The sequence below is a fragment of the Rhodococcus sp. MPR-R1B genome (assembly GCF_058793255.1).
On the sequence record NZ_JBXAFO010000022.1, the window covers coordinates 24748 to 50440 of the forward strand.

General features: G+C 61.8%; 26 protein-coding genes and 1 riboswitch. Of the genes, 15 read left to right on the forward strand and 11 right to left on the reverse strand.

All coding sequences use genetic code 11. The annotated features are described in order from the left end of the window. From AC1Q61_RS24805 to AC1Q61_RS24820, 4 genes are all read left to right on the forward strand, one after another. Positions 1 to 1059, forward strand: a complete 1059-nt coding sequence (locus tag AC1Q61_RS24805; protein ID WP_064111468.1) for a DUF917 domain-containing protein — start codon at positions 1 to 3, stop codon at positions 1057 to 1059. After that, positions 1056 to 2591 carry a PucR family transcriptional regulator gene (locus AC1Q61_RS24810; RefSeq protein WP_228401772.1) on the forward strand — a complete coding sequence of 512 codons (1536 nt, stop codon included), beginning with the start codon at positions 1056 to 1058 and terminating at the stop codon, positions 2589 to 2591. Before AC1Q61_RS24805 ends, AC1Q61_RS24810 begins: the two co-directional genes overlap by 4 nt. A 60-nt stretch (positions 2592 to 2651) precedes the next feature. Continuing rightward, a riboswitch (SAM riboswitch) is annotated at positions 2652 to 2766 on the forward strand. A 53-nt stretch (positions 2767 to 2819) separates the two neighbouring features. Beyond that, a complete protein-coding gene (locus AC1Q61_RS24815) occupies positions 2820 to 4145 on the forward strand; it encodes an aminotransferase class V-fold PLP-dependent enzyme (protein WP_192711813.1) in 1326 nt (441 codons plus the stop codon). A gap of 210 nt (positions 4146 to 4355) precedes the next feature. After that, positions 4356 to 4970, forward strand: coding sequence for an LLM class oxidoreductase (locus AC1Q61_RS24820; RefSeq protein ID WP_003941149.1), 615 nt, complete (start codon positions 4356 to 4358; stop codon positions 4968 to 4970). Here AC1Q61_RS24820 and AC1Q61_RS24825 read toward each other — a convergent pair. After that, positions 4949 to 5827: a DNA-binding transcriptional regulator gene (locus tag AC1Q61_RS24825; protein ID WP_042450568.1), complete on the reverse strand. Its 879-nt coding sequence runs from the start codon at positions 5825 to 5827 to the stop codon at positions 4949 to 4951. The genes AC1Q61_RS24820 and AC1Q61_RS24825 overlap by 22 nt on opposite strands. Before the next feature lie 143 nt (positions 5828 to 5970). On the opposite strand from AC1Q61_RS24825, the gene AC1Q61_RS24830 reads away from it, so the two are divergent. After that, on the forward strand, positions 5971 to 6969 hold the full coding sequence (locus AC1Q61_RS24830; protein WP_042450570.1) for an alpha/beta hydrolase family protein: 999 nt from the start codon (positions 5971 to 5973) through the stop codon (positions 6967 to 6969). Then, positions 6962 to 8173, forward strand: coding sequence for a saccharopine dehydrogenase family protein (locus AC1Q61_RS24835; protein WP_192711815.1), 1212 nt, complete (start codon positions 6962 to 6964; stop codon positions 8171 to 8173). Before AC1Q61_RS24830 ends, AC1Q61_RS24835 begins: the two co-directional genes overlap by 8 nt. Here the strand turns inward: AC1Q61_RS24835 and AC1Q61_RS24840 are convergent, their stop codons facing one another. Next, the gene (locus AC1Q61_RS24840; RefSeq protein ID WP_042450522.1) at positions 8174 to 8518 is read right to left on the reverse strand and encodes a hypothetical protein; all 345 of its coding nucleotides are present in this window, start codon (positions 8516 to 8518) and stop codon (positions 8174 to 8176) included. A gap of 93 nt (positions 8519 to 8611) precedes the next feature. Continuing rightward, positions 8612 to 8989 carry a hypothetical protein gene (locus AC1Q61_RS24845; protein ID WP_042450525.1) on the reverse strand — a complete coding sequence of 126 codons (378 nt, stop codon included), beginning with the start codon at positions 8987 to 8989 and terminating at the stop codon, positions 8612 to 8614. Positions 8990 to 9052: 63 nt separating this feature from the next. Between AC1Q61_RS24845 and AC1Q61_RS24850 the strand changes: the two genes are divergently transcribed. Continuing rightward, on the forward strand, positions 9053 to 9631 hold the full coding sequence (locus tag AC1Q61_RS24850) for a CGNR zinc finger domain-containing protein (RefSeq protein ID WP_042450527.1): 579 nt from the start codon (positions 9053 to 9055) through the stop codon (positions 9629 to 9631). A 134-nt stretch (positions 9632 to 9765) separates the two neighbouring features. Further along, entirely contained in the window at positions 9766 to 11373 is a 1608-nt protein-coding gene (locus AC1Q61_RS24855; RefSeq protein WP_218695577.1) for an ABC transporter substrate-binding protein, read from the forward strand. A gap of 355 nt (positions 11374 to 11728) precedes the next feature. On the opposite strand, the gene AC1Q61_RS24860 is transcribed toward AC1Q61_RS24855, so the two are convergent. Next, complete coding sequence (locus AC1Q61_RS24860) at positions 11729 to 13231, reverse strand: MFS transporter (protein ID WP_020906025.1); 1503 nt, start codon at positions 13229 to 13231, stop codon at positions 11729 to 11731. A gap of 158 nt (positions 13232 to 13389) precedes the next feature. Here AC1Q61_RS24860 and AC1Q61_RS24865 point away from each other — a divergent pair, with 158 nt between their 5' ends. Continuing rightward, entirely contained in the window at positions 13390 to 14064 is a 675-nt protein-coding gene (locus AC1Q61_RS24865; RefSeq protein ID WP_042450572.1) for a TetR/AcrR family transcriptional regulator, read from the forward strand. On the opposite strand, the gene AC1Q61_RS24870 is transcribed toward AC1Q61_RS24865, so the two are convergent. Then, the gene (locus AC1Q61_RS24870) at positions 14054 to 15013 is read right to left on the reverse strand and encodes a DMT family transporter (protein ID WP_334552260.1); all 960 of its coding nucleotides are present in this window, start codon (positions 15011 to 15013) and stop codon (positions 14054 to 14056) included. The genes AC1Q61_RS24865 and AC1Q61_RS24870 overlap by 11 nt on opposite strands. A gap of 269 nt (positions 15014 to 15282) precedes the next feature. On the opposite strand from AC1Q61_RS24870, the gene AC1Q61_RS24875 reads away from it, so the two are divergent. Beyond that, the gene (locus tag AC1Q61_RS24875; protein WP_073512084.1) at positions 15283 to 15561 is read left to right on the forward strand and encodes a YHS domain-containing protein; all 279 of its coding nucleotides are present in this window, start codon (positions 15283 to 15285) and stop codon (positions 15559 to 15561) included. Between the two features lie 78 nt (positions 15562 to 15639). Here the strand turns inward: AC1Q61_RS24875 and AC1Q61_RS24880 are convergent, their stop codons facing one another. From AC1Q61_RS24880 to AC1Q61_RS24890, 3 genes are all read right to left on the reverse strand, one after another. Further along, positions 15640 to 16962 carry an MFS transporter gene (locus AC1Q61_RS24880; RefSeq protein ID WP_178377292.1) on the reverse strand — a complete coding sequence of 441 codons (1323 nt, stop codon included), beginning with the start codon at positions 16960 to 16962 and terminating at the stop codon, positions 15640 to 15642. After that, positions 16946 to 17473 (reverse strand): carboxymuconolactone decarboxylase family protein, encoded by a 528-nt coding sequence (locus tag AC1Q61_RS24885; RefSeq protein ID WP_020906029.1) that lies wholly within the window; start codon positions 17471 to 17473, stop codon positions 16946 to 16948. The genes AC1Q61_RS24880 and AC1Q61_RS24885 overlap by 17 nt, the downstream gene beginning before the upstream one ends. 73 nt (positions 17474 to 17546) lie before the next feature. Then, complete coding sequence (locus AC1Q61_RS24890) at positions 17547 to 18977, reverse strand: MFS transporter (RefSeq protein WP_041814608.1); 1431 nt, start codon at positions 18975 to 18977, stop codon at positions 17547 to 17549. Between the two features lie 251 nt (positions 18978 to 19228). Between AC1Q61_RS24890 and AC1Q61_RS24895 the strand changes: the two genes are divergently transcribed. The 3 genes from AC1Q61_RS24895 (at position 19229) to AC1Q61_RS24905 (ending at position 20873) form a co-directional block, all read left to right on the forward strand. Beyond that, positions 19229 to 20035 carry a DUF8832 domain-containing protein gene (locus AC1Q61_RS24895; protein WP_007727104.1) on the forward strand — a complete coding sequence of 269 codons (807 nt, stop codon included), beginning with the start codon at positions 19229 to 19231 and terminating at the stop codon, positions 20033 to 20035. Between the two features lie 198 nt (positions 20036 to 20233). Further along, entirely contained in the window at positions 20234 to 20611 is a 378-nt protein-coding gene (locus tag AC1Q61_RS24900) for a metal-sensitive transcriptional regulator (protein WP_020906032.1), read from the forward strand. Positions 20612 to 20618: 7 nt separating this feature from the next. Then, positions 20619 to 20873 (forward strand): hypothetical protein, encoded by a 255-nt coding sequence (locus AC1Q61_RS24905; RefSeq protein WP_225989420.1) that lies wholly within the window; start codon positions 20619 to 20621, stop codon positions 20871 to 20873. 129 nt (positions 20874 to 21002) lie between these two features. Here AC1Q61_RS24905 and AC1Q61_RS24910 read toward each other — a convergent pair whose 3' ends face one another. Both AC1Q61_RS24910 and AC1Q61_RS24915 read right to left on the reverse strand, forming a co-directional pair. Continuing rightward, on the reverse strand, positions 21003 to 22604 hold the full coding sequence (locus AC1Q61_RS24910; RefSeq protein WP_492651216.1) for an ABC transporter substrate-binding protein: 1602 nt from the start codon (positions 22602 to 22604) through the stop codon (positions 21003 to 21005). A gap of 163 nt (positions 22605 to 22767) precedes the next feature. Beyond that, positions 22768 to 23223 (reverse strand): hypothetical protein, encoded by a 456-nt coding sequence (locus AC1Q61_RS24915; protein ID WP_230359464.1) that lies wholly within the window; start codon positions 23221 to 23223, stop codon positions 22768 to 22770. Positions 23224 to 23314: 91 nt separating this feature from the next. Between AC1Q61_RS24915 and AC1Q61_RS24920 the strand changes: the two genes are divergently transcribed. Further along, on the forward strand, positions 23315 to 23989 hold the full coding sequence (locus AC1Q61_RS24920; protein ID WP_073512083.1) for a class I SAM-dependent methyltransferase: 675 nt from the start codon (positions 23315 to 23317) through the stop codon (positions 23987 to 23989). Here the strand turns inward: AC1Q61_RS24920 and speB are convergent. Continuing rightward, positions 23953 to 24909, reverse strand: a complete 957-nt coding sequence (gene speB / locus AC1Q61_RS24925) for an agmatinase (RefSeq protein WP_003941134.1) — start codon at positions 24907 to 24909, stop codon at positions 23953 to 23955. The genes AC1Q61_RS24920 and speB overlap by 37 nt on opposite strands. A 146-nt stretch (positions 24910 to 25055) precedes the next feature. On the opposite strand from speB, the gene AC1Q61_RS24930 reads away from it, so the two are divergent. Beyond that, positions 25056 to 25691 (forward strand): helix-turn-helix domain-containing protein, encoded by a 636-nt coding sequence (locus AC1Q61_RS24930; RefSeq protein WP_042922735.1) that lies wholly within the window; start codon positions 25056 to 25058, stop codon positions 25689 to 25691. The last annotated feature ends 2 nt before the right edge of the window (positions 25692 to 25693 follow it).

The window sequence follows — 25693 nt, forward strand, 5'->3', positions numbered from 1 at the left end:
GTGAGCAGGCTGCACGCGGTCCGGGAGGCCGACCTCGACGCGATCGCAGCGGGGGCGGTGGTCCTGGGCTGCGGCGGGGGCGGCGATCCACGCTTGTTCGTGGAATTGCTGCGTCCACTGATGACGTCTACTTCGGTGGAGGTCATCGCGCCGGACCAGTTGCCGGAGGAGGCATTGGTGATGCCGGTGGGAATCGTCGGATCGGCCCTGGCTTTGGAGGAGCAATTGCCCTCCGGGCGTGAGTTTGCAGATACTGCAGCAGCTTTGACGCGCTGGACCGGGAAGCGTCCGACCGCGGTGATGACTTTCGAAGGCGGTGGACTCAACGCTCTCTCCGGAATTGCGGCGGCGTTGGCGTTGGGAATTCCCGTGGTCGACGCGGACCTGCTGGGTCGAGCGATGCCGCGGCTCGATCACTTCTCTCTCGCCGCAGCCGGGTTGGAATTGTGCCCGGTCACACTCGCCCAGCCCGGCGGCCTCATTACCGTCGTCGACGGAGTGGATGTGCTCGGCGCCGAGGTAGCAGTGCGGTCGTTGATCGGGAGAACCAGCGGTTGGGGCGCTCTGGCGATCGCGTCGATCGATGCGCGGACGGTGCAGGAGGCGTGCATTCCGGGAACTCTCTCCCGAGCACACGAACTGGGTCAGCACATCGGGGCCCTGGGCAGTTGGCAGGAGATCGCGGAGAGCTCCGGGGCCCTGGTAATGGGGACTGGCCGGGTGCGTGCGGTCCGTCGTAGTCGTCCGGACACCGGCGATCGTCGGGGCAGCGTGATTCTCGAACACGATTCCGCGGTGATACGAGTCGAATTCGAGAGTGAGTTCCTGACCGTCGCGTTGGACGGCGAGATGATTGCAACGTGCCCGGACATCGTGACGTTGCTCGACGTGCGGACCGGCGCCTTCGTCTCGTGTGAATCCGTGCACCAGGGGCACGATGTGGCCGTGTTGGTTCTTCCCGGTCCACAGTGGTGGGCGGAAGAAGTGGGCAGATTGAAAGTTGTCGGCCCGCGGGCATTCGGGATCGACCACGACGCAGTGCTGATGGAGGCGCGATGAGCGCGAGTGTTTCGGCGTTGCTGAACAACCCGGCCTTTGTCGGGCTGTATCGACTGGCCGGGGAGGGTGATCCCGTCGTGACGACAGTGGGAGCACTCACCGGGGAATCGGCACAGTCGGCCGAGGCCGTGTCGGATGCGGCGAGTTCAGGATCAGTTCTGGTGATTCTCGATCGAATCGACATCGGGGAGTGGAGATTCGACGCTCTCCTTCGGCGCACAGCGGCGACCGGCTGCCAGGTGGTCGCTGTGCACAGCACTGCGGCGGAGGATGCGAATCTCTCGTTGCTTGCCGATCGGCTCGGACTGGTGGTGCTCGGAGTATCCGACCCGTGGCAGTTCAGCGTGGATCTTCGTGATCTTCTCTCGAATTCGCGGGCGGTGATGGCCGACGCAGTACTGCGGGCGACACACGCGGGCCAACGAGCCGGAGGAAGCGTCGAGAATCTTCTGTCGGTGCTACTGAACACCTTTCAGCGTTCATTCTTTCTCCTGGACACGTCCGGACGTCCGATGACCGGCGCCGACCTGTTGTCAGACGCTGATCGAGCAGCTGCCGGTATGTTGTCGGGTCGCGGGGCGCCCACCACGGTCGAATTGGACTCCGGCGGGGTCCTGATTGCGTGCCCGGTGATGTCCGGCGCAGCCCGAGAGCCCTGGCTGGCGGTGCTGCTCCCGGTGCGTCAAAGCGTCGAAGAGGCTTCTCTCTCAGTGGTTCTCGACGTGGCCTCGTTGGCTGCCGGGCACCGACTGGCCGTTGCGCGCATGGTCGACGAGCGTGAAGCGCGCCGGCGTAGCGCGTTGCTCGGTGAACTGATCGACACGTCAGCAGACGCCACACCCGGACTGCTCCGGCGCGCACTCGACGCGGGTTGGATGCTGGACGGATGGCACATCGGCATCAAAGTCCTGGCGGTCGGTGAGGTCGACCTGGTGGCAAGACGCAGCGAGGTTGCAGATGCTCTCGCCGCCGAGGGAATCGACGCCAATGTCGTGGAACAGGCTGACGGCTGGGCGGCGTGGACGACTCTGCCAGGCGAGCCGCGACCGGAGGCGATCACCAGGATCGCCGAGTGCATCCGTGCAGCTCAGGCGAGGTTGGAACCCACGATGGAGACCTGGGTAGGTGTGGGACGCGCACACGACGGTCCGGCTGGAATCGGTTCGTCCCTGTCGGAGGCCGGGGATGCCGCTCGGCTCGCCGGTTCCCGATCTCAAACAGGTCGATTCCTGCACGTGGACCGCCTCGGGCTGGCGCAGTTGCTGCTGGCGTGGACGCGAACCGACACCTTCCAGCCTGCGGCTGCGGCATTGCTCGCACCGCTACGCGATTCCAATGGAGAGTTGCTCGAGACTCTGTCGACGTACCTCGACGAAGAATCGTCTCTGGCTCACACCGCAACCCGAATGGGCTTGCACCGCAACACGGTATCGAGTCGGATCGATAGAATTCAGCGCCTTCTCTCGGTCGATCTGGCCGATCCGGAAACCAGGCTTGCGCTCCACCTCGCCTGCCGGACGATCGCGCCGTGACGACGGTCTTCGCAGCTTCGTCTTGACAAGCGCGGGAGGTTCCTGCCATCCTCGTTGCCAGGTCACGAGTACCAGTGTTCAGCCCCGGCTTGCTGGTCGGCAACCCTCCTCCGCGGTGGGGTGCTCCGGGTGACGACCCGGCTGCGTTCGAAAACGAATGCGGCAAGCGCGGACTCTTCCGGGGCCATCTCCCGACGAACGAGTCCTTGAACGTGAGGATTGTCTTCGATGACTGCTGTATTGAGTGCCGACACCTGCTACACCACCGCGATTGCCAAGGTTTCGGGTGCCGACCTGCAGGTTCCATTGGTTCAGGGCGGCGAATGCTCCTACGCCAACTTCGACTACGCGGCCAGCGCGCCGGCATTGGCCCAGGTCACCGACCGTATCGCCGAATTGTTGCCCACGTACGCCAGCGTCCACCGCGGTGCCGGCTACGCGTCCCGGATCTCCACGCTCACCTACGAGAACGCTCGTGAATCCGTTGCTCGTTTCGTGAACTGTGCCGACGATCAGGTTGTCGTCTTCACCCGGAACACCACCGATTCGCTGAACCTGCTTGCGCAGTGCGTCCCCGGCAGCACCGTCGTCCTCGACGTCGAGCATCACGCAAACCTGTTGCCGTGGAACGACGCTCGTATCGTCACCGCCGCAGACACCATCGAAGAAACGATCGAGCGTCTGATCGGTGAACTGTGCACCAAGCCTGCCGCGCTGCTCGCAATCACCGGGGCCTCCAACGTGACCGGTGAGATCCTGCCGATTGCACGTTTGGCTGACATCGCTCACCGTTGCGGCGCACGTATCCTCGTCGACGCTGCTCAGTTGGCTCCCCACCGTCGCATCGACCTGCAGGAATGCGGCGTCGACTACGTAGCGTTCTCGGGCCACAAGCTGTACGCGCCCTTCGGCGCCGGCGTTCTCGTCGGCCGCCGTGACTGGCTCGACGAAGCTCAGCCGTACCTCGCCGGCGGCGGCGCCGTGCGTGAGGTGACCATCGAATCCACCGAGTGGGCTTGCGCGCCCGCACGCCACGAGGCGGGTTCCCCCAACGTGCTCGGTGCGGCAGCCATCGCGACCGCCTGCGAAACCCTGCACGCCCTGGACTTCGACGTGATCGCCGAGCATGAGAAGGCGCTCACCGCCCAGCTCACTGACGGCTTGTCCGCCATCGAGGGCGTCTCACTCGTGCGACTGTGGAACGACGCTCCCGACGCCGTCGGAATCGTCACCTTCACCGTCGACGGATTCGAAGCGGGCGAGATCGCCGCATTCCTCTCCGCCGAGCACGGCATCGGAGTTCGCGACGGTCGCTTCTGCGCACATCCGGTTCTCGCGCGCCTCGGCCTCTCCGGCGGTGCAGTTCGCGCCAGCCTCGGCCTCGGTAGCAGCTCGGACGACGTGACGCGGTTGGTCGACGCCGTGAACATCCTGGTTTCGAATCAGCGTGATTGGAAGTACGCGAAGACGGCAGGTGCGTGGAACCCTGTGCCCGAGACCCGCCCCTTCCTCGGAGCCGCAGACGACAATGCCGGCGCAGCCGAGTGCGTCTGAGCTGAGCTCGGTCCCCGAAAACTCGAACGGACAACTAGCATGGCAGCCATGGCACCAGCGGATTTTCCCGCCACCCCTTCGAGAGTGAGCATCACTCTCGGTCAGTGGTGCCGTCGCCATGTCGATCTGTGCCGCACCTCTTCAGGAATGTGTTCGAGCTGACGATTCGTCTCGCTCATCCCATACTTTTCTGATTTTCGGAGGTCTCACATGTCTTCACTCGCTTCGCATTCTCTGCACGTAGCGGTCGAGTTGACCGGATCCGGTCACCATCCGGCCGCTGAGGGCGCACCCGGCAACCTGCCCATCATCGGCGGCGACTACTGGGTGGACCTCACCGAGGGTGAAAAGGCTCTCGATTTGGCTTCATTCCCTACCAATGTGGTTCGGATTCGCGCTGCGGATCTGCGTGAGGCACAGCTCGAACGCGCACGGATACGCGCTGCCGTCGCCGAAGAAGGACGCGATCCCGACAGCGTCGCAGTGCTGGTCGATCTCGAGATTCTGATCGCGCCGGAGGCTCGCTCCGCTCGTAAGGAGCTTGCGCAGTTGGACAGCGCGTTGACCTCGCCGCGGGTTCCCGTTTCGCTTCATTACGTCGGAACGCCTTCCGGTCTCGGCAGTTTGATCGCCGATATCCGAGCTGCGGAGGTCGCCGACGGCGTTACGTTGCTGCCTCTCGCATTGCCTCGAACGCTCGAGCATCTGGTGGACAGCACCATTCCGTGGCTTCAGGATCGCGGACTTGTCACACCGTCCACCGCAGTCGACGAGGTTCTCGGGCGTTTCGGACTGCCGCCCCGTCAGCGCACGCTTGCATCCTGATCGTCACCGATTGCATCTGCGTACAGGTGGAACAGCGACGGTAATTCGTCGGCACCGTCCACCTGTGCCAGAAGCGTCCAGCACTGCGCAGTGATCGACCGAGCCCTCGTGCCGATCCAGTTGGTGGGCAGTAGTTCCGGCGGCAACAGCGGATCCGGTTCCATGGCTCGCGTGAATTCCGCCGCGAGTTCGATGGTCATCGTGACAGCATCGGTACCCGGACTGTTCTGCAGTTTGTGCAGGCGTGCGGTCGCTATGTCGAGTAGCCGTTCGTATCCGTCAGCGATCTGGTCCAGTGGCCACAACTGCGCGGCAATCTTCACGGGGTCTTCGAGAGTGCCCACTTTCAGATCTCGAGTGGTGAGAGAAGACAGGTGCTGTTCGACGTCGAGTTCGGCGGCCGCATCGCGAATATACGGTTCCCAGGCGTGCGGCGAGACGTACAGACCGCCCTGGACGAGCGCGCCGCCGAGGTAAACGACCTTGGTGCGCAGCGCATCTCGCCCTTTCCGTGACGACTCCGGAATTGCGAATCCGGCCAGGTGCCAGTACCCGTCCCACGGCGTCACAGTGTCGCGGTCTTGTCGATAGGCCAGCCGAACGAATTCGACGTCGGGTTCCATCTCGCGCAGGGCTTTCGGCGTTGCTCGTAGCGTGGCCTGCCGCCCGCGACCTTCCTGAGTGAACTTCCCCTCGGTGACCAACCGCTTGATGCACAGCCGAACCTGTTGATCAGTTTTGCCGAGGGCGTCGGCGGTGGCATAGAGGGTGTGCCCGTCGACAGTTCCGTCCGTGCGCAGTAGTCCCTCGATCAAGATCCTCGTGGGTACATCGACGTCCCTGTCGGTCATCGCCATGTCCTTTCCTCGCTTCTCGACATCTTCGCCCACAACTGTACTATCGAATGCAATACGATCGTTTCAAATTCGTACGTTAGGGCGGGAAGATGGCAGCGGAATCGATGAGCGAGGGCAAGAGTAAGCCTCGTTTACGCAGGTGGATGGTTACTTCCCTGGCGGTGGTCGTTGTTCTGATCGCGACTCTGGTGGGCTGGACGCTGTACCAGAACACCTATGACATCCGTGAGGAAAAAGTGACGATCACCGGGGGATCGGTGCCGCTCCAGGGAGTCCTTGCACTGCCCGAACACGGTGACGGTCCCTTCGGGCTCGTGGTTTTCGTCCACGGAGACGGCCCGGTCGATGCAACACATGAGACGTTCTATCGACCGGTGTGGGAGGCGTTCGCAAAGGCGGGGTACGCGTCACTCTCCTGGGACAAGCCGGGGGTGAATGGGGCACCGGGCAATTGGCTCGACCAGAGCATGGACGATCGCGCGGCAGAAACGGAAGCGGCAATCGAGTGGGCGCGGGGACGTTCGGATATCGATCCGTCTCGGATCGGTCTGTGGGGTGCAAGCCAGGCAGGGTGGGTGATGCCCAAGGTGGTGAACCTCGACCCGGACGTAGCGTTCGTCATTGCCGTGGGTCCCGCGATCAACTGGCTCCAACAAGGCGAATTCAATACCCTAGCCGAACTTTCCGAGAGAAATGCGTCGGCCGACGAGTTCGAGAAAGCGCGGGTCGATCGTGCGAAGAACTTGGATCAGTTGGCCCGTGATGCATCGTTCGACGATCTCGTGGCCTCCGGCGAGGCCGACGGTCTCACCGAAGACCGGTGGAACTTCATCCGAAAGAACTACCTCTCGGATGCGCGAGCCGATCTCGAAACCGTGAAGGTTCCGGTGCTCTTGATCATCGGCGGACAAGACGTCAACGTCGACGTGGCTGATACCGAAAGGGTGTATCGCGAATTGTTGGACACTCCAGGGCAATTGGTGGTCAAGAAGTACCCCGACGCTACGCATTCGATCGTGGACAAGGATCTCGAAGACTCGGAAGTGAGGTCCGCTCTGGTGGCCGTCCTTGCTCCCCGTTCGATCTTCGCTCCCGGCTATCTAGCGGATCAGACTGCATTTTTGGAGGGAATTCATGGCTGACGGAATCACGGTTGTCGCACTGGGTGGTGCCGGTGCCATGGGCTCGGCAGCAGTTCGTCTGGCCGCAACATTGCCGGGAATCAGCAAGGTAGTAGTCGCGGATCGCGATATCGATGCTGCGAAGCGTCTTTCAGTTGAACTGGCGCAGGCGTCAGCGGAAGTCGAGGCGCGCCGCATCGACGTCACGGACGGTCGCACGCTACGTGAATTGCTTGACGGCGCAGACGTGGTCGTCAATACGGTCGGACCGTTTTTCCGTTTCGGCGTCGGCATTCTCCAGGCAGCGATCGGGACCGGGACTCACTATCTCGACATCTGCGACGACTGGGAGCCGGCCGTCGACATGCTGGAATTGGACTGTGCCGCGAGGGGAGCCGGAATCTGTGCGGTAGTCGGCATGGGCGCAAGTCCCGGGATGAGTAACCTCCTGGCCGCGATGGCAGTCTCGCGATTGGACGTGGTCGACGATCTGTATACAGCCTGGCCGGTTGATGTCGAGGGCGAGGACGAGTCGGTGGACACATTGAGTGCAGCCGCCGTTCACTGGATGCAGCAGATCAGCGGCCAGGTTCCGGTGGTTCGTGCGGGGCGAATCGTCAACGAAGAACCGTTGCGTTCCATCGCACTCGAACTGCCCGGCGGACGTCGGGGGAACGCTTACGTGGTCGGGCATCCGGAGCCGGTGATGTTTCATCGGACCATCAATCCTGCGGGGCATTCGGCAAATCTGATGGTCATCACACCGGAAACCGTGGCGTTTCTCGACGTTCTCCGCGCCGACATCGACAAGGGGAGAATCGATCTCGACTCGGCCGCCGAAGAATTGGGCAAGCCTTCGCTCGGACGGATGATCCGTGCTGCGCCTCGAATGCTCACGCGCGCCGGCCACGGATCCCTGCCGTTGTTCTTCGCCTCGGCGACAGGAATGTTCGACGGAAGAGCGATGCGCGTCGTGGCCCGGATTGCCGACGATTCACCGGTGTCGGAGTTGCTGTCGGACATGGCCGGTGCAACCGGAATCCCCTTGGCGCTCGGCCTTGCTCAGGTGGTGTCCCGGCTCGCCGACGGAACGATTTCGGATCGGATCGGTGTGCACTCACCCGAGAGCGTCGTCGACCCGGAAGTTCTGTTCACTGCGCTGGCGCGGTTGTTCGATCGAACCGACTGGAGTGAGATCGTCACCGTCGAATCCGAGTTCCGCTAGTCAGTTCGCGGCGTGTGATCCGATGCGACTGCGGATTTCGGTCTCGACGCGATCGGCGTCCTTGGGGCTGAACGAAGGCGATCCGTGGCCGGCGAGAGTGAGTACCACCGCGGTCTCCTTCCACGGGCGTGAAAGATCCAGGCTGTACCACGAGCTGAAATCTGTTGTTCCCCAGATTCGTAGGCGTCCGCTCAGCCATGACATGACTCCGAGGTCGACGGATTCGATCTGCGAGTACAGGACGAACTTGCTGACAAACGGAAAGTAGTAGTGGCGGATCGTGACGCCCTGATCGTCGATCCGGACGGTTCGGTCCTCGTAGATTGTCGATGTTCCTGCACTCACAGTGATAACCCGGTTCCTGCTGGTCGATGCTCTCGATGGCTGCCTGAAAACCAACCATACAGTCTCTATTGGGACAGGCTGCGAGCGCGGGCGTCAAGCGCTGGTGGGCCTTGAGACGACGAGATCACTCACCGCGATCTGAGCGTTGCCGATTGCCGCCTGAACCGGTTCGCAACTACTCGATGCTCTGGCGAGCGCAAGAACTGCGGTGAGTAGGGCGGCGTCGGGCTCTCCTTCGAACGGTCCGCTCTGGACGTCGAACTTTCCAGCGCGCAACTGCTTTCGGGCATTGATTCCAAGTTGTGAAATGACCTCGTCCATCGCGGTCAGGCACTGGGCGAGCGCGCCGATCGACCAGTAGAGATCGGCAGCGACGACGGGTGTCTGCGATGCCACGGTACCGGCGCGGCGCAATCGGTGGTGAGTGTCTCGGAGTATCTCGGGCAGCCTGTGGTCTGCGCAATGTTCCATCCCGCCGCCTCCGTAAGGTGTAAAGTTAGGTTATTCAATTACGGTAGGGCAGGACGGTAAGGGATGCAAGTAGTTTTAGACGATTACGTCGCCGGTGCGTCGTTTGCGACCGACTTGGTCAATACCTCGCCCCGCGTGTGGGTGGAGGCAGGTGACGCGTTGGCTGCCCCTCAGGCGCTTCACGATCTACTGGACGAACATGGACTCTCGCCGGATGCGCTCACCAACGGACGTCGGCTTACCAGCGGTGAACTTGCTGAGGTCAAGGAACTCAGAGAGGGGATTCGTTCGATTCTCGATGCTCCGACTTCCGATGAGCTCGTTGATCGCACTCATCGACTCCTGCAGACCGTCCCGCATCACGTCCGACTCGTGCCTGATGCCCGGTCCGACTATCGATGGAATGCGGTACCGGACAGCAGAATCAATCTCACCGGCGAACTTGCGCTGTTGATCGGCTACTCGTTGCTGGGGACTCTGCGCACATTGGGGTACGAACGATTCCGCCCATGCGCCTCGCCGACGTGCAACGGGGTGTTCGTCGATACAAGCCGTGGAGGGCGACGCCGCTACTGCATGCCGGCGTTGTGCGGCAACCGAATCAACGTCGCGAATCACCGTCAACGGCAGCGTCGTACTTAGCGTCTGCGCTTGCCCGGTCGATAGTGACAATCGAACAGAGTACGGCCGACTGTATGGGGAACTTCAACGAGATACAGACCACGTCAATCCCGCACGATTGTCGCCATGGCAACTCCTAGTAGATGGCGGCTCGTATGAAAGCCCGTTCTGTCTCCGCGACAGCAGTTATCAGCGTTGGGGTTTTCACCCTGGCCGGGTGTGGCGGCGCATCCAGTCCCGGAGGTTCGGTCGGTGAGTATGCAAAGGACGGCAGTTTCACGACTGTCATCAACGCCGATCCCGGAAATCTGCACCCTCTGATCACCAACCTTACGTCGACTCAGATCGTGAACGCGTACTCGTACGATTCGTTGATCGACATCGACGCGCAAACACGCACTGTGCGTCCCTATCTGGCGGAGAGCTGGAGTGAAGAAGGGAACACGCTGAAGTTCGTGCTCAAGAAGGGCATCACTTGTGCCGACGGCACTTCCTTCACCGCACAGACCGCGGCCGATGACATCAACTGGGTCATGGATCCTGAAAACGCTTCACCGCTACGCGGATCCACTGTGCCGATGTCGACTTCGGCCTCAGCGGACGGTGACGAACTGACGGTGACTACCGCCGAGCCAGCGCCCTTCCTGCTCTCTCGAATCGGCGCGTTGCGGCTTCCGTGCGCTGCGACGCTCGAAGACCCGGCCAGCATCCGTTCGAGTAGCAACGGAACGGGTCTGTTCAAGGTCACCGAAGTTGTTCCGAACGATCACATCACGATGGAACGCCGCGACGGTTACACCTGGAGTCCGAACGGCGAGACCACTTCCGACACTCTCGGAGTGCCGAAGACAGTGACGATCAAGATTGTCACCGATCCCAGTACGACGGCGAATCTTGTTCTCACCGGCGGAGTGAATGCCGCAGCGGTCACCGGTTCGGACGAGGAACGAGTCTTGGCCGCGGGTCTGGATTCGAAGACCTACACCACGTTGTCCGGCGAGTTCATCTTCAATCATTTCGCGGCCCTACCCACGGCAGACCGTGCTGTGCGGCAGGCCCTCGTGCAGGCAGTAGACCTGGACGACTACACCGAGATCACCACCGGCGGTAAAGGAACCCGCGCACGCGCCCTCGCGGTTTCGGAACCCCTTGCCTGCGACTACAACAGTGTCGAAGGGACGATCCCCGATTTCGACGTCGATGCAGCAAAGAAAACGCTGTCCGACGCAGGTTGGAAGGCGGGTCCCGACGGCATCCTGACGAAGGACGGTCGACCGCTTGCCCTCAACGTGATTTTCAACAACTCACGCGATACGAACTCTGCCGCCGCGGAATACGTGGCAACACAGTGGGAAGGACTGGGCGCGAATGTGAAACTGACCGGCGGCGACTACAGTTTTGTCATCGCCAACACATTCAGCACCACCGACCTGTCGTCGTGGGACGTTTCCATCGGTTTGACGCTGGGGAGTGATACGCCGAGCATCTTTGCCAAGTACTTCACCGGCCCGCCCAAACCTGAAGGAGTGAACTTCGCTTCCCTCGACAACAAGAAGTACATCGAATTGTCCACTGAGGCTTCGCTTCTTCCCGGTGACGAGTCTTGCAAGGTCTGGGAGGAAAGTGAGCGCGCGTTGTTCAACGACATCGACCTGCTGCCGGTATCCACGACTCCCGCTCACATGTTCTTCAACGGCGCAACGTCGATCTACCCGCCATCGAGCGGAATCCTTCCGGGCTCGGCGATCCGTGTCCTGAAGTAGGACCCTCGACAACCGCTCACTTTCGGGTATTGATCATCCGAAGAGCAAACCGAAATACCACTGCAGCACCCGCACCTGCAGCCAGGCCGGCGACGACATCGGCAAGAAGGACACCGACGCCTATGCCCAGGACGGCAGCGGCGGCGACAGCAAGGGCTACGTCAGCACGAGGAGCGGCGATCGCGGCATCCTTTCCCCGAGTATCGAACGAGCACCCATCTCAACGGAGCATGTCACGAAACTGTCGTCCGCAGGTGTATCAACAGCAAAATGTGTGAAACGCGTCGGCCCCGACGGAGTTGGACTCCGCCGGGGCCGGGCTGTGTGTACAGCGCAGTGTGTATTGCGCGCTGGCTCAGTGTGTCGGAACGGATTCCTTCGACGTGGTCGGGGACGTATCGGTGTGCTGGCTACCAATCTCCTTGCGGGAGTTGGAGCTGTTGAACCGAGGGAGGAAACCGGCCAGGACGAGTGCGACGACGGCGGATCCCGCAGCGAGGGCCATGACGACGCGGAAAGCGTTCTCCGACGGCAGCGTTGCCCCACCGATGGACATGGTCATCTGGGCGATGACGACACCCGCGATGGCGCTGGCGAATGATGTACCGAGGGAGCGCATCAGGGTGTTGAAGCTGTTGGCTGCACCGGTCTCGGACGGAGGAACAGCCCCCATGATGAGAGCGGGCATCGCGCCGTAAGCCATACCGGTACCGGCGCCGATGATCACGGCGATCACGATCAGTTCCCAAATCGAGTGCATGGCGAAAATGCCGATGCCGTAACCGATTGCGACGACAACGGCGCCGAGCATGAGCGTCACCTTGGGGCCGTGCGAATTGGTGATGCGTGAGGACAGCGGAGAGATCAGCATCATGATGATGCCGGAGGGAGCCATGACCAGACCTGCGGTGAGCATCGAACCGCCTAGGCCGTAACCAGTGACTTCAGGCAACTGGACTACCTGGGGAAAGACCATGCTGGCGGCGAACATCGCGAATCCGAACACGATCGATGCGAGGTTGGTGAAGAGCACCTGGCGGCGGATGGATACGCGTAGATCCACCAGCGGCTTGGGGGTGCGTAGTTCCCACCAAGCCCAGAATCCGAATATCAGGATCGCGGCGCCGAACAAGGAAAGCGTGAGCGTGCTCGTCCAACCCCAGTCGCCACCTTTGGAAATGGCCAGTAGTAGAGCGATGAGGGCGGCTGAGAGCGAGATTGCCCCGCCGAAGTCGAACGTGCCACCTGTGCGAACCGTCGATTCGGGGACCAGGACGACAACAAGAACGGCCGCAAGAGCGCCGAGCACGGCTGACGCCCAGAACAGGACGTGCCAGTCGGCGTACTCGGCGATCAAAGCCGCGATCGGAAGACCTAGAGCGCCGCCGACTCCCAGTGAAGCGCTCATCATCGCAACAGCGCCGGCGAGCTTCTTGGGCGGAAGCACGTCGCGCATCACACTGATGCCCAGCGGAATGACGCCGGCAGCAAGGCCCTGCAGGATTCGGCCGGCAACGAGGGGGATAACGCTCGAACTGAGTGCTCCGACCACCGAACCGGTTACCAACAGCGCCATGCTGATCAGGAGTAGACGCCGTTTGCCGAACATGTCGCCCAAGCGGCCCATGGTCGGGACGGCGACGGCAGCTGCGAGCAGCGTGGCGGTCACAGCCCACGCGGTATCGGACGCCGGCGCGTTCAGGTACTCGGGCAGATGCGGGATGATCGGGATCACCAGCGTCTGCATGAGCGAGACGACGATGCCGGAAAACGCCAGAACAGCCACCACTGCGGTGGTGGCTGGCGACTTCGTTGTCTGTGGCGGCGTTGTCGGTGGTGGTGAAGTGGTTGACGACATTGCGGTAACTCCATCGGAGGAAGAACGAATAATAGTTTAAGTCAGTTGCTTGAACTAAAGTTAAATCAAGTGACTGACTTAACGGAAGGCTGTGTCTCCGATCGTGACGAATATCTCCGGTGCCGAGCAGCTTCGGATGGTCGAGGATGATGGTGTCCATGACTACGAGGACTGAGGACGCGTCGGCCGATGTCGGCGGCGCCGCAAATTCCGCGCGCTCTGCTGCAACCCGAGACCGCATTCTCGCCGTCGCCGAGCAGTTGTTCGCAGAACATGGAGTCTTCGCGGTTTCGAACCGTCAGGTGAGCGACGCGGCAGGTCAGGGCAACAATGCTGCCGTCGGATATCACTTCGGAACCAAGACCGATCTGGTCCGCGCGATCGTGAACAAGCATTCCCAGCAGGTCGAGAAGAACCGTGGCGAACTGCTGCGTGAGATCGAAGGGTCCACAAATGTTCGTGACTGGATTTCGTGTCTGGTTCGGGCGTCGACCGATCACTACGCCGAAATGGGTGGCCCGACCTGGTATGCGCGGTTCAGCGCGCAGATTCTCACCGACCCGGTCCTGCGGAAAATCGTTTACGACGAGGTGCTGGCCTCGCCTACTCTGCAGGAGACGCTTCGCGGACTTTCAGCCTGTCTGACTGACATGCCGATGAGTGTTCGACGCGCCCGCGCGGACATCGGGCGTAATGCGATCGTGCACATGTTCGCCGAACGCGAGCGCACGCTTGCCGAAGAGGGGCCGGACGCGGTCACGTCATGGGAGGACTTCACGACCGACCTCGTCGACGCGCTGGTCGGACTTTGGACGGCTCCGATCAGCCGCTGACCGGCCGTTTGTCCGCGCTAGCCGCCCGGTCCGGGTCAACCCTGCGCAATGGATCTCGCGTCGGCGGAAGATCCAGGAGCAAGCCGACTCCGGCAAGAATGATGACAAGACCGCCAACGAGCGCGAAGGTAACAGGCTCGTTCAACCACAGCACTCCGATGGCTGATGCCGAAATCGGAACGAGAAGAGTGACGGCCGATGCCGCGACTGGACCCGCCTGACGAATTATCCAGAAGTAGACCAGGTAGCCACCGGCGGTAGCCCCCAGCCCCAGGGCTACCACGGCGATGAGTGGGCCGACGGTTATGGGCCCCGGAGGGGGAGCGACGGCGGACACCGGCACCAAGAGGGCGACCGCGGCAAGTTGTTGGCCGAGGGCCAGCGTCAGGGGTGGAGTGTCCTGGAACGACTTTCGTGCGTAGACACCTCCGACTGCGTACAGCAGCGCCGCGGTCAAAGATGCGCCAATGGCCAGCATTGCGCGACTGTCGATCGCTGACGGAATTCCGCCGACAAGCACCGAGACGCCGACGATGCCGATCGCGACCCCCGAGAGTTTTCGCCAGGTGATCTTTTGTCGAAGCCAGAAAGCGGCGACGAATACTGTGAACATCGGAGTCGTGGCATTCAGGATCGACGCCGTCGACGAGTTGAGGCCGACGATCGCAGTTGCGACAAGTGTCAGGGGCCCAGCGACATTGAGGGCAGCCAGCAGTAGGAATGCAGGAAACCGATGACGGACCGCGCGCCAGGTCGATCTGCTGGAAGCAGTTATCAGCGCGAGAACCAACGCTGCAACAATGAAGCGGCCGTGCGTCGTGCCGACGGCGCCGAGAGTTGGTGCTGCCACAGCAACCAGAGGGAACGAGCTTCCCCAAAGCATGCCGACCAACAGCAAAGCTCCAACTACGGCGAATCGGCTGCTGCCGATTGCTTTCCAGTTCTTCATTGCTCCTCTTCGTCGACGACCACGCGGACATGGATGGTCGATGCCAGACCTACCTTATACCCCCGGTAGGTATAAGGTTGAGTGTGTCATGATGCTGTAGGTGACCCGAGGCTGGGGACGCATTATTCGTTCTCCTGCAATGGTTTATGTGCCGAGATGCTGTACGCGCAGACCTTCAAGTTATCTCCAATATACCTATAGGGGGTATATTGATTGTGTCGGGCTCGCTTTCCGGGCCACATCCGTCCAGCAAAAGAACAGGAATCCCAATGAGCAGTTGTGGCTGTGGCAACACCCCGAAGTCTGACGCCAAAGGCGATGTCGGCACTGTCGGTACGGCGATGCCGACCGGTGGGAAAGACCTACTCACCGCTGGCAGTAGTGAACTCGTCGAATGTCGGGTCATGCCGGGCAGCGTGATCGAGAAGGTGCATGCCGAAGCGGAAGGCCTGTTTCGTGACTTCGAAGGAAATCGGTACTGGTTCTGCTGCAAGGGATGTGGTCCTCGGTTCGACGCAAATCCCAGGAAGTATGCCGACGTGAGCTGAGCGAAAAGTGGTGGTGCAGGCGATGGCTGCACCACCACTTTCGTTGTAGCCCTGTCGGGGGCAGTCGGACCGTCGACATCAGACGGCGCGAGCGCACGCGCACTGGGCAGCCGCCAAGGTGCATTCGCCTCGGGTGGTTTCGTACGTCGCCTGTACGGGCAATTCAGCAACCGTCTCCCGAGGCCAAAGTGCAAATCCTGCAACGGCTCCCACCGCGGCAAGCGCTGCAAGGATGCTCCAGGTGACCGCAAATCCCGCGCTCGAACCAACCCATCCGGCGATCGGATAGGTGACAAGCCAGGCAAGGTGCGACAGGGAGAACTGGGCTGCGAACACCTCCGGAATACTTGCGGGGTCGACGGAGCGCCGAAGTACTTTTCCGGTCGGCGTGACGAGCATGGCCATCCCGGCGCCGACGAGTGCCCACACTGCGGCAGTGAGCATCCACGTGAATGCACCGGCCACGGCGAGGGCTGCTGCCGCGCTGGCACTGACGACCAAGACAACGGAACCTGCTGTCATCACAGTGCGTTCAGCGGTTCTGTCGAGAACGCGTGGAAGAAGCAGCGCGGTCACCAACGTGCCGGTGCCTGACGCGGCAAGCATCCACGCCACGTCGGATTGGGTTCCACCGAGCTCGTCGCGGACGTAGTTGACGGTGTTGACCACCACGATCGATCCGGCTGCTGCCGCCACGAGATTGAGTGCCATGATGCCGCGCAGTCGCGGCGTGGTCACGAAGATTCGCACCCCCGACGCGATCCGATCCCACGCCTTGCGGTGAGTACTTCGGCGAGCGTTGGGGATTCGGGTGGCCAGCACGAGCAGTGCCGAGACCGCAAAGCCCACGGAGGTGGCGACGAACAACAGGTTGAATGTCATGAAGGACAGTGCGACCGCGGCAAGAACAGGGCTGAGCAGGCTTTCCATCGTGTAAGCGACCTGCGATGCCGACAGTGCGCGGGTGAAATCGGCCTCGTCGGTCACGATGTCAGGGATGACCGCCTGGAACGTGGGAGTGAACGCTGCCGACGCAGCTTGGAGAACGCCTACCAGCACGTAGATGTGCCAGATCTCGCTGACGAAGGGCAATGCGATCACGACCGCTGCACGAATGGCGTCGAGGGCAACGAGGAAAGCCCGCCTCGGCAACCGGTCTACGTACGCCGCCGCGAGTGGAGCGATCACGACGTACAGGGACATCTTGATCGTCAGCGCGGTGGCCAGCACGGCTCCGGCGCTCGGTCCGGCGAGTTCGTAGGCGAGTAGACCCAGCGCAACCGTCGCCAACCCGGTGCCGAACAGCGCGATGATCTGGGCGCTGAAGAGCAGGCGATAGTCGCGAATCAAGAACAGACGCAGGCTGTTCCGTTCCGGTGCGGAGTTAGCGATCCGGTTCATTTGGTTTCACTCCCGCGACAAGATTGAAAGCTCCGGTCAGGACATTGAGGGCGACGATTCCGACTACGTCGGCGATCTCGCGATCACCGTAGCCGTGCGCTCGAAGGCCCGTGATGTGTTCGTCTGAAATCGAGGCAGGCTCCCGATAGACGCGAAGCCCGAGGTCGATCATTGCCGCGATGGCGGGATCGGCCGAGGTGCCCGCGCGGGCACGCTCGATCTCGTCCGCCTCGACGCCGTTGGCGTGCGCGGCGGCCACGTGGGCTTCGAGGCAAACAGCGCAACCTTGCTGGACCTGCACAGCGATAGAGATTCGCTCGGTGATCTTGCGGCTCAGTTTCGCTCGCTTCATTGCTCGGCTGAGTTGCAGATAGCCGCCCAGCACAGCGGGCGAATGAGCCATCGCCGCGACCATGTCACCGACCTGTCCGTGACGGTTGACGAGTTCGGCGAGAAGGTCTTTCGATGCACCGACAGCGGTGGTGGGCGTGAGAGAAGCAAGGCGCGACATAACGAGTCCTAAGTGGTTCCGCCGGTGGTGGGTTCGGCTGGTGACAGCCGGCCGAACCCACCACCGGAGTTGGTCAAGAATTGACGGTGGATTGAACGGGTCGAGGATCGTCGACCTTGGTCGACCGCATCACGATCGCGGTGATTGCTGCGCCAACCACTGCGATGGCGGCTGCTCCGAGGAACACGGCGGAGAAACCGTTCGTCAACTCCGTCAGGTCACCGAGTTGATCAGCGCCGAACACTGCTGCGATCGCGGTCATCACCGCGAGGCCGACAGCCGAGCCGACCTGGTAGCTGACGTTGACGATGCCGGAAGCCAATCCGCCCTCTTCCGGGCGCGCAGCCGAAATCGCCGTACCGAGTGAGGGAATGAACGCCAGCGTCATACCTGCCGCAGCCACGAGCGATGCCGGCAGTACGTCGACCCAGAAGTTGCCGGTGGGCCGGATCAACGACATCCAACCCAAACCGATTCCCAGTACAAGCAATCCGGTCACGATCATCGCTTTTGCACCGAAGCGTGCCATGGCCCGTGGTGCCACGACGACCATGCCGAGCATGACGAAGATCGTCATCGGCAGCAGCGCCGCACCGGCCGGGAAGGCGCTGTATCCGAGCACTTGCTGCAGGTACAGGTTCAGGAAGAACCACATCGGTATCCAGGCAGCGCCGAGGACGAGCTGAGCGATGTTCGCGGCACCGAGGTTGGGCGCCTTGAAGATTCCCAGACGCACCAGAGGTTCCCGACGCTTGGACTGGATCAACACGAATGCACCCAACAGAGCGGCCGAAACGGCGAGCGCCAGCCACGTCTGCCCGGATCCCCATCCAACATCAGGTGCTCTGACGATGCCGAAGACTCCGACAGCAAGACCTGCGGTGACAGCGAGTGCGCCGAGGAAGTCGATCGACCCGGTACGTGCCGGTGCGTTCGGCATCAGGAGGGGAGTAGCGATCAGCGCGATGACAGCGATGGGAATGTTGAGGTAAAACACCCAAGGCCAGCTGGTGTATTCGGTGATGACGCCGCCGAGGAACACGCCGGCCGTACCGCCGGCCGGGGCGGCAGCGCCGTAGATGGACAGCGCCTTGGTCATCTCTTTCTGCGTGCTGCCGAACAGCATCATCAGCAAGGTGAGCGCCGACGGCGCGATGAGTGCGGCACCGGCACCCTGAACTGCGCGGCCCGCAAGTTCGACGGCGACGTTACCGGCGGCACCGGCGACAACGGAACCGATCAGCAGGATCAGCCAACCAGCGGAGAACACTCTGCGGGCGCCGAACAGGTCGGACAGGCGGCCGCCGAGGAGGAGTAGCCCGCCGAACGCGATGACGTACGCATTGAAGACCCAGGTCAGGCCTTCTTGGGAAAAGCCGAGATCGCTCTGCATCTGGGGGAGAGCGACGCCGATGATGGAGGTGTCCATGATGACCATGAACTGAGCGGCGGCGATCAACGCCAACGCCCACCACTTACGGGTGGATTTCGGTTGTGTGGACATTCTGAGTTCCTTACCTGTACGGGGTATAGGTGATGCTTGTGTGGTCAAGGGGTGTCGTAAGCGGGCCTGGGTGACATCGGCGCAGCGCTTCGTTGGGGCGCACGGGGAAATGCTGCTCTTGGAACTCATTCGGCCGGCGCTCTGCGTAGATGCGCATCGGATCTCCTTCGAGTGAATTCAGGGTGTTCGAGTAGTTCGTTGCATACCCTAGGGGGGTATGGTACAAATTGCAACAGGTTCGATGTCAAGGAGTGCAGAACCTGACGCAGACGGCAACGAAAGTGCTGCCGACCCAAACTTTGGAGGGCAAGATGTTCAGCGACAACGGCTACACACTGGAATTGGCAACGTCGGAGGCGACCGTCGGCAACCATGTCCCCTTGCAGTTCCGGATCCTGGATCCGGTTGGAACTCCCTTGATCCGGTACACGGACACCCACGACAAGCAGTTGCATCTGATCGTGGTCGGTCTGGACCTGACCGGATTCCAGCACGTGCATCCCGAATTGGACGAGAACGGAAACTGGCATGTGTCAGTCGATTTCGATCATGCGGGAGACTATCGAGTGTTCGCTGATTTCACTCCGGACGGTGGTGACGGAATCACGCTCAGTGCGGATGTGCGCGTCGCCGGACCCTATGATCCTCGGCCGTTGCCCGCTGCTGCTGCCGCCACGACGGTCGACGGCTATACCGTCTCCCTCGAAGGCGCGGCCCATGCCGGCCAGACATCGAAGCTCACGCTCTCGGTCAGTCGTGACGGAATCCCGGTCACGGACTTGCAGCCCTACCTTGCCGCATACGGGCATCTGGTCGCGTTGCGTGCCTCCGACCTCGCCTATCTCCATGTCCATCCGGACGGCTACCCCGGTGACGGTGTCACGCCGGCTGGACCGGCAATCACCTTCTACGCCAACATGCCGAGCGCCGAGGATTACCGGTTGTTTTTGGACTTCAAGCACGGCGGAGTGGTGCGTACGGCGGAATTCACGCTGACGGCCGACAATGCGACCACGCCTGGGGCCGAACACTCGAGCCACGCGCACCACGGGCACTGAAACCGAATGCGTTTCGCAGCAACGGGAAAACGGGCATGGGCAATCGCCATGCATCCATCTGTTCGTGCCGTAGCGAAATGCGTGGCGATGTGCGCAGTGATTGCTCTGCAAGACAACGGAAGTCGAAGAGTCTCCGCACATCGCCCCGGTAACGAGAATTGTTGCGAAGTCACGCGTTGACGAACAGGAGGACATCGAATGTCGGAAGCGACAGAAGTGGGCAGTGCGCCAAGCAGTGCTCCAAACAGTGCCCAAGGCAGTGATGCGACCGGCGATGCATGCTGCACGAGTGATTCGCACGGCTACATCACCGCCAAGGGCGACTACCTGGCGCGTCTGCGTCGCATAGAAGGTCAAGCTCGCGGCCTGCAGCGCATGGTCGACGAGGACAAGTACTGTATCGACATCCTGACGCAGGTGTCGGCGATGACCAAGGGCCTCCAGGCGGTGGCCATGGGCCTGCTCGAGGACCACATCGGCCACTGCGTCGTCAAAGCCGCTGTTGCCGGTGGGCCCGAGGCGGACGCGAAGATCAAAGAAGCGAACGACGCGATTGCGCGATTGGTCCGCTCATAGAATTGTGATGAACATTGATACCTTGGTGCGCATGTTCAGTATCGAGATCCGTCGTACATTCGCTGTGAGGCAGGGGCTTCCGGCACCGGTGCGGGACGCGAAGAACTTGCCGCCGCTGATGCCTGCCGACGGATTTCGCGTGACGATGCGAGTGGCGTTCTCGTTCGAGGACGACCAACTCGGAGAACGTGGATGGTTTGTCGACACGGACGCTCTGGACGAGTCCGTCATTCGAGAACGTTGCGAAGTGGGCTTTCACTGAACTTGCGTCCAGCATTCCTCAGCTGACCTACGTCGAACTCGACAACGAGACGATCGGTGTGGCAACAAGATACGTCAGATCACAATGATCTGACGTATCTCGTTGACGCACCGCGTTCGGTCGACCGGCCTACTGGTAGAGGCGCAACGCAGAACCGATGAAGGTCTTACCGAATGCGAGTCCGGCCTTGTTGAAGTAGAAGCTCAAGACCGTATCTGCAAACGGGACTGCGGACACCGTTTTGGTGATCTGTGACTCGGCGTCCGCCCACTCCGCGCACGCTGCTTCGCCGGTCAAGCCGGATGCCTTGGCAACGGCTGCTTCGTAGGCGGGGTTGTTGATCGAAGAGAAGTTCTTACCTGCTGCCGGAGCAGGACCGGAGAAGAACGGGACGAACCCGCTGGGAACCGAATTGTTGATCTGGATCCACGCGATGTCCCATTGGTTGTTGTCCTTGCCACTGAGCATGACGTCGACAACCTTGGTCTGGTCGGCTCCTGTCACCTCGACGGTCGCACCGAGGTCGGACCATGCCGACTGGGTGAGCTCGGCTGCCGCGCTGCGCGCATCTTCGCCGGCAGCGTAGAAGAGGCGGAGGGTCAGCGGCTTTCCGTCCTTGCTTCGTTTGCCGTCGGAGCCGGCGGTCCAACCTGCAGCGTCCAGTGTTGCCTTTGCTGCGCTGAGGTCGAAGTCCGGAATGTTGCCTGCGACAGAGTCGTACACACAGGCTCGGGGCTCGACGGAGACAAGACTTGTTGCACGGGTGCCCTGGCCGCCAGTGATGACTTCAGCGAGATCGTCGAGATTGACAGCCTGGACGAGAGCTTTTCGAACGGCGGGATCGCTGGTCGGATTGTCCGCAATCTGATTGAAGTACATCTGACCGGCGGGAAGTGGGCGCTGGACCGAGTCGAAATTGGCGGCATCGATGCGATCCTTGTCCGGACCGGCGATCGGAGATGCGCTCAGTTCGCCTGAGAGAAGCTGGTTTGCTGCGGTGCTGACATTGGGTGCCATGACAGCAATGACTGTCTTGGGGACACCCGGTGTGTCGGAGGTGGTGTCGTCGGGCCCCCAGCTGTAACCGTCACGACGCTCGAACGTGTAGTGGTCATTGGCCGAGACTTCGGTGACTTCGAACATGCCGGAGCCCAGCGACTTGTTGTTCGAGGCGGTCGGATCTTCGAGACCGGCATCGCACATGATCGGGAGGCGACTGATGGTGAGGAGGAGGAACGGGGTCGGCGCCGGAGTGGTTACCGTGATGGTGCGGGTGGCGAGATCGGCAGTGGCCGAAGCGCCGATGGGAACTGTGGTGCCGCGTTGTTGTGAACCCTTGGCTGGATCGGCTACGAAGTTGATGTTGTTCGCGACGGTCTGTGCAGTCAGCGTCGACCCGTCGGTACAGGTCACGCCTTCACGAATGGTGAAGGACGCGGAGGTCGGCGTTTCTTCCCACTTCTCGGCCAACCATGGTTTGAATTCACTGGTTTCAGGATCCTGGTAGACCAGGGAGTCGTACGCCAGCTTCGAAATTTCCGCGGTTGCCGCAGAGCCGGACATGATCGGGTTGAGTGCACCCGGATCGCCTTGCAACGCGTACCGGAAGGTTCTGTCAGTCAGAGGCTCACCGCCGCCGGAGCCCGAGGACGTGCCTCCCGAGCTGCAAGCCGACAATACGAGCGCGAGCCCCGCGGTCGCGGCAAGCGTCGAATAGGAGCGGTGTTTCATTGTGCCTCCGTGAAGGAGCCGGGGCCCGGGAGTGAATCGTGAGGGCGCAGTCGGGTGTGACCGCTAAATCTTGGCGTAGGACGTGACGGGCATCTCGGTCGATCCTCACGAAAATCGGGCGGATTTTTGTTCGATTTCACGAAGGTTGGAGTTCTGGTTCAGTTCACGGGGAGTCGAGGTCACTTCGTCGTGGCCACCCGGTCTCCGTGAGCACGGTTGCTGGAACTGACCTCAACGGGGAGGTGGGGCCGAGACCGTGGAGGTCTGCGTCGTCGTCGATTTCGGACCAGAATTCGTCCGCCGAAACATCAAGGCCGAGAACGATCCACGGCGGTCCGGCTTCTTGGAACGCGTACGAGACGGTTCCGGTACGCGGAACTGTCGTATCGAACAGTCGGTCTCCGACGGGATAGCCCTGCTGCTCGCCGACCAAAGTCAAGGTAGTCGGTTCGAAGGATGCATCGCGCAGAATCTTCTCGACTGCGCGGTCGAAGCTCTGCTGGACGCTGAACTCTTCGTCCGAGTTCGAACCGGTGAACTCGGGGAAATGCGCACAACACAAAACGTATGGGCCCGCTGAGCTGCAGTAGAGACGAAACACGGGAAATCCACCGGCCACGACGTGACGTTAGCAGGGCGTCGAAATGGAGAAGTTGCTGTTTCAGCAAAGATGGTTGCGTGAGTTGTGGAGGGTCGTTCATCCTGGGTGCATGAGCCACGAACACCACAATCACCACGAAAACTCCGATACCACCGAGAATCCGTACGCCAAGGCGGACGCACAGTTCTGGAACTCGCTGTACGAGGAACGCCCCGCGCGCTGGAGCGGAAATCCCAACCCACAGTTGATTGCCGAAGCCTCCGACCTGGAACCGGGCACGGCACTCGACGTCGGTTGCGGCGAAGGTGCCGACGCTTTGTGGTTGGCGCGTCGCGGGTGGAAGGTCACCGGCACCGACATCTCGTCGGTTGCGCTCGGCCGCGCCCAGGCTCACGTCGAGGGCGAGGGCGTCGACATCGAATGGCTGGAAGCCGACCTGACGAAGTGGGATCCGCAGGGGCGCTCGTTCGATCTGGTGTCCGCGCAGTTCTTCCATATGCTCGAACCCGCGCGCGGGCAATTGTTCCGTGCTCTCGGAGATCTGGTCGCGCCCGGCGGGCATTTGCTGATCGTGGGCCACTCACCTCACGAGTCGCCGACCGAGCACCATCGGGCCATGCTCCATACACCCGAATACGTGGAGTCGCTGTTCACCGATGGTTGGAAGGTGTTGGTCTCGGAGTCGCGGGAACGTGATCTTCCCGCGAACCCCGAGATGCATCACACGACGGATACCGTTGTGCTGCTTCAGCGATTGAGTGCGAGCACCGACAGCAACTCGTAAGCGACGTGGGCCGCTGCGATACCGGTGATCTCGGCGTGGTCGTACGCCGGCGCTACCTCGACGATGTCGGCGCCGACCACGTTGAGCCCCACCAACCCACGCAGTGTGTTCAACAATTCGCGAGAGGTCATGCCGCCCGCTTCGGGTGTTCCGGTGCCCGGAGCGTGGGCGGGATCGAGTACGTCGATGTCGACGGAGACGTACACCGGGCCACCGTCGAGGCGCTTACGCATGCGCTCGACGATGCTGGCGACACCGTCGACCTCGTAGTCGTCACTGCGGATCACCTGGAAGCCGAGGACGCGGTCGTCTTCGAGGTCCTTCTCGCTGTAGAGCGGTCCACGGATGCCGATGTGCTGCGAACGCTCCATGTCGATCAGGCCCTCTTCGCTGGCGCGGCGGAAGGGGGTGCCGTGGGTGAAAGGCTGACCGAAGTAGGTGTCCCAGGTGTCGAGATGAGCGTCGAAGTGCAGGACGGCGATCGGGCCGTGATCGCGGGCCAGTGAACGCAGGATCGGCAGTGCGATGGTGTGATCGCCGCCGAGCGTGAGCACGGAGGAACCGTCGGCGCGCAGGTCGGTGACGGCGGACTGAACCGTCGTGAGAGCTTCCTGGATGTCGAAGGGGTTGACGCCGATGTCGCCGAAATCGGCTACCTGCTGGTTGGCGAAGGGCGAGACCTTCAGCGCTGGGTTGTACGGACGCAGCAGCTTCGACGCAGCGCGGATGTGCCCCGGACCGAACCGGGCACCGGGGCGGTAGCTGACACCCGAATCGAAGGGGATGCCGAGGATCGTCACGTCGGCGCGCGAGACCTCGTCCAGGCGCGGGAGACGCGCAAAGGTGGTCGGCTCGGCGTAGCGGGGGACGCGCGTGGCGTCGACGGGTCCGATGAACGATCCGGGGTTGTTGGTAGCCATGTGCAGAGGTCCCTGCTCTCGATTCGGCGCACACCGGGCGCCCTTCAGTGATGTAGCTCTCTGAGCAAGTATGGTTTCTTCAAGAGGCTCGGTTGTCAACCCCTGTTTCCTGAAAGGGACACGGCGGTCGTGAAGGAGTGGGTTCAGTGGCCAAGGCGAAGGAAGCGGTCGAGCCGATCGGACCGCGCATCGGGGCGAGGCTCAAGGCGGCACGTCAATCGAAGCGGTTGACCCTCGACGACCTGGCCGAGGCCTGTGGTGTGACCAAGGGGTATCTCTCGAAACTCGAGCGCGATCACGTCAACGCGTCGGTGGCGACCCTGATCAAGGTGTGCGCGGTGCTCGAGATCCCCGTCGGATCCCTGTTCGAGAATGCGTCCGCCGGTGAAGTAGTCCGCGCCGACGCCATGCCGCAAATCAGCTTCGGTGGCGAAAAGATGACGGAGTACCTGCTCACGCCTACCAACGAGCGTCGAATCCAGGTGCTGCTCGGCGAGCTGGAACCAGGCGGCGGAAGTGGTCGGGAGTTCTACAGTCTGCCGATCGACGTGAACTTCGTACACGTGCTCGAGGGCGGTTTGCGGGTTTCGTTCGAGGGTGGTCGGACGGATCCGAACGGTGAGGCCGTCGATGCCGAAGACGTCGTACTTGCGGCGGGCGATTCCTTCACATTCACGCCGACGCACAACCATAGTTTTCAGGCCGAAGGCTCAATTCTGGCGAAGGTTCTGTGGGTCTTGAATCCGGCATTGCCGGAAGGGCCCCGCGCGTCGTCTTCGTGAGA

Bases quoted from the DNA above. Each gene is read 5' to 3' on its own strand.
- AC1Q61_RS24810 (WP_228401772.1), top strand. From the start codon at position 1,056: ATGAGCGCGAGTGTTTCGGCGTTGCTGAACAACCCGGCCTTTGTCGGG.
- AC1Q61_RS24815 (WP_192711813.1), top strand. From the start codon at position 2,820: ATGACTGCTGTATTGAGTGCCGACACCTGCTACACCACCGCGATTGCC.
- AC1Q61_RS24820 (WP_003941149.1), top strand. From the start codon at position 4,356: ATGTCTTCACTCGCTTCGCATTCTCTGCACGTAGCGGTCGAGTTGACC.
- AC1Q61_RS24825 (WP_042450568.1), bottom strand. From the start codon at position 5,827: ATGGCGATGACCGACAGGGACGTCGATGTACCCACGAGGATCTTGATC.
- AC1Q61_RS24830 (WP_042450570.1), top strand. From the start codon at position 5,971: ATGGTTACTTCCCTGGCGGTGGTCGTTGTTCTGATCGCGACTCTGGTG.
- AC1Q61_RS24835 (WP_192711815.1), top strand. From the start codon at position 6,962: ATGGCTGACGGAATCACGGTTGTCGCACTGGGTGGTGCCGGTGCCATG.
- AC1Q61_RS24845 (WP_042450525.1), bottom strand. From the start codon at position 8,989: ATGGAACATTGCGCAGACCACAGGCTGCCCGAGATACTCCGAGACACT.
- AC1Q61_RS24850 (WP_042450527.1), top strand. From the start codon at position 9,053: ATGCAAGTAGTTTTAGACGATTACGTCGCCGGTGCGTCGTTTGCGACC.
- AC1Q61_RS24855 (WP_218695577.1), top strand. From the start codon at position 9,766: ATGAAAGCCCGTTCTGTCTCCGCGACAGCAGTTATCAGCGTTGGGGTT.
- AC1Q61_RS24860 (WP_020906025.1), bottom strand. From the start codon at position 13,231: ATGTCGTCAACCACTTCACCACCACCGACAACGCCGCCACAGACAACG.
- AC1Q61_RS24865 (WP_042450572.1), top strand. From the start codon at position 13,390: ATGACTACGAGGACTGAGGACGCGTCGGCCGATGTCGGCGGCGCCGCA.
- AC1Q61_RS24870 (WP_334552260.1), bottom strand. From the start codon at position 15,013: ATGAAGAACTGGAAAGCAATCGGCAGCAGCCGATTCGCCGTAGTTGGA.
- AC1Q61_RS24875 (WP_073512084.1), top strand. From the start codon at position 15,283: ATGAGCAGTTGTGGCTGTGGCAACACCCCGAAGTCTGACGCCAAAGGC.
- AC1Q61_RS24880 (WP_178377292.1), bottom strand. From the start codon at position 16,962: ATGAACCGGATCGCTAACTCCGCACCGGAACGGAACAGCCTGCGTCTG.
- AC1Q61_RS24885 (WP_020906029.1), bottom strand. From the start codon at position 17,473: ATGTCGCGCCTTGCTTCTCTCACGCCCACCACCGCTGTCGGTGCATCG.
- AC1Q61_RS24890 (WP_041814608.1), bottom strand. From the start codon at position 18,977: ATGTCCACACAACCGAAATCCACCCGTAAGTGGTGGGCGTTGGCGTTG.
- AC1Q61_RS24900 (WP_020906032.1), top strand. From the start codon at position 20,234: ATGTCGGAAGCGACAGAAGTGGGCAGTGCGCCAAGCAGTGCTCCAAAC.
- AC1Q61_RS24905 (WP_225989420.1), top strand. From the start codon at position 20,619: ATGAACATTGATACCTTGGTGCGCATGTTCAGTATCGAGATCCGTCGT.
- AC1Q61_RS24910 (WP_492651216.1), bottom strand. From the start codon at position 22,604: ATGAAACACCGCTCCTATTCGACGCTTGCCGCGACCGCGGGGCTCGCG.
- AC1Q61_RS24920 (WP_073512083.1), top strand. From the start codon at position 23,315: ATGAGCCACGAACACCACAATCACCACGAAAACTCCGATACCACCGAG.
- speB (WP_003941134.1), bottom strand. From the start codon at position 24,909: ATGGCTACCAACAACCCCGGATCGTTCATCGGACCCGTCGACGCCACG.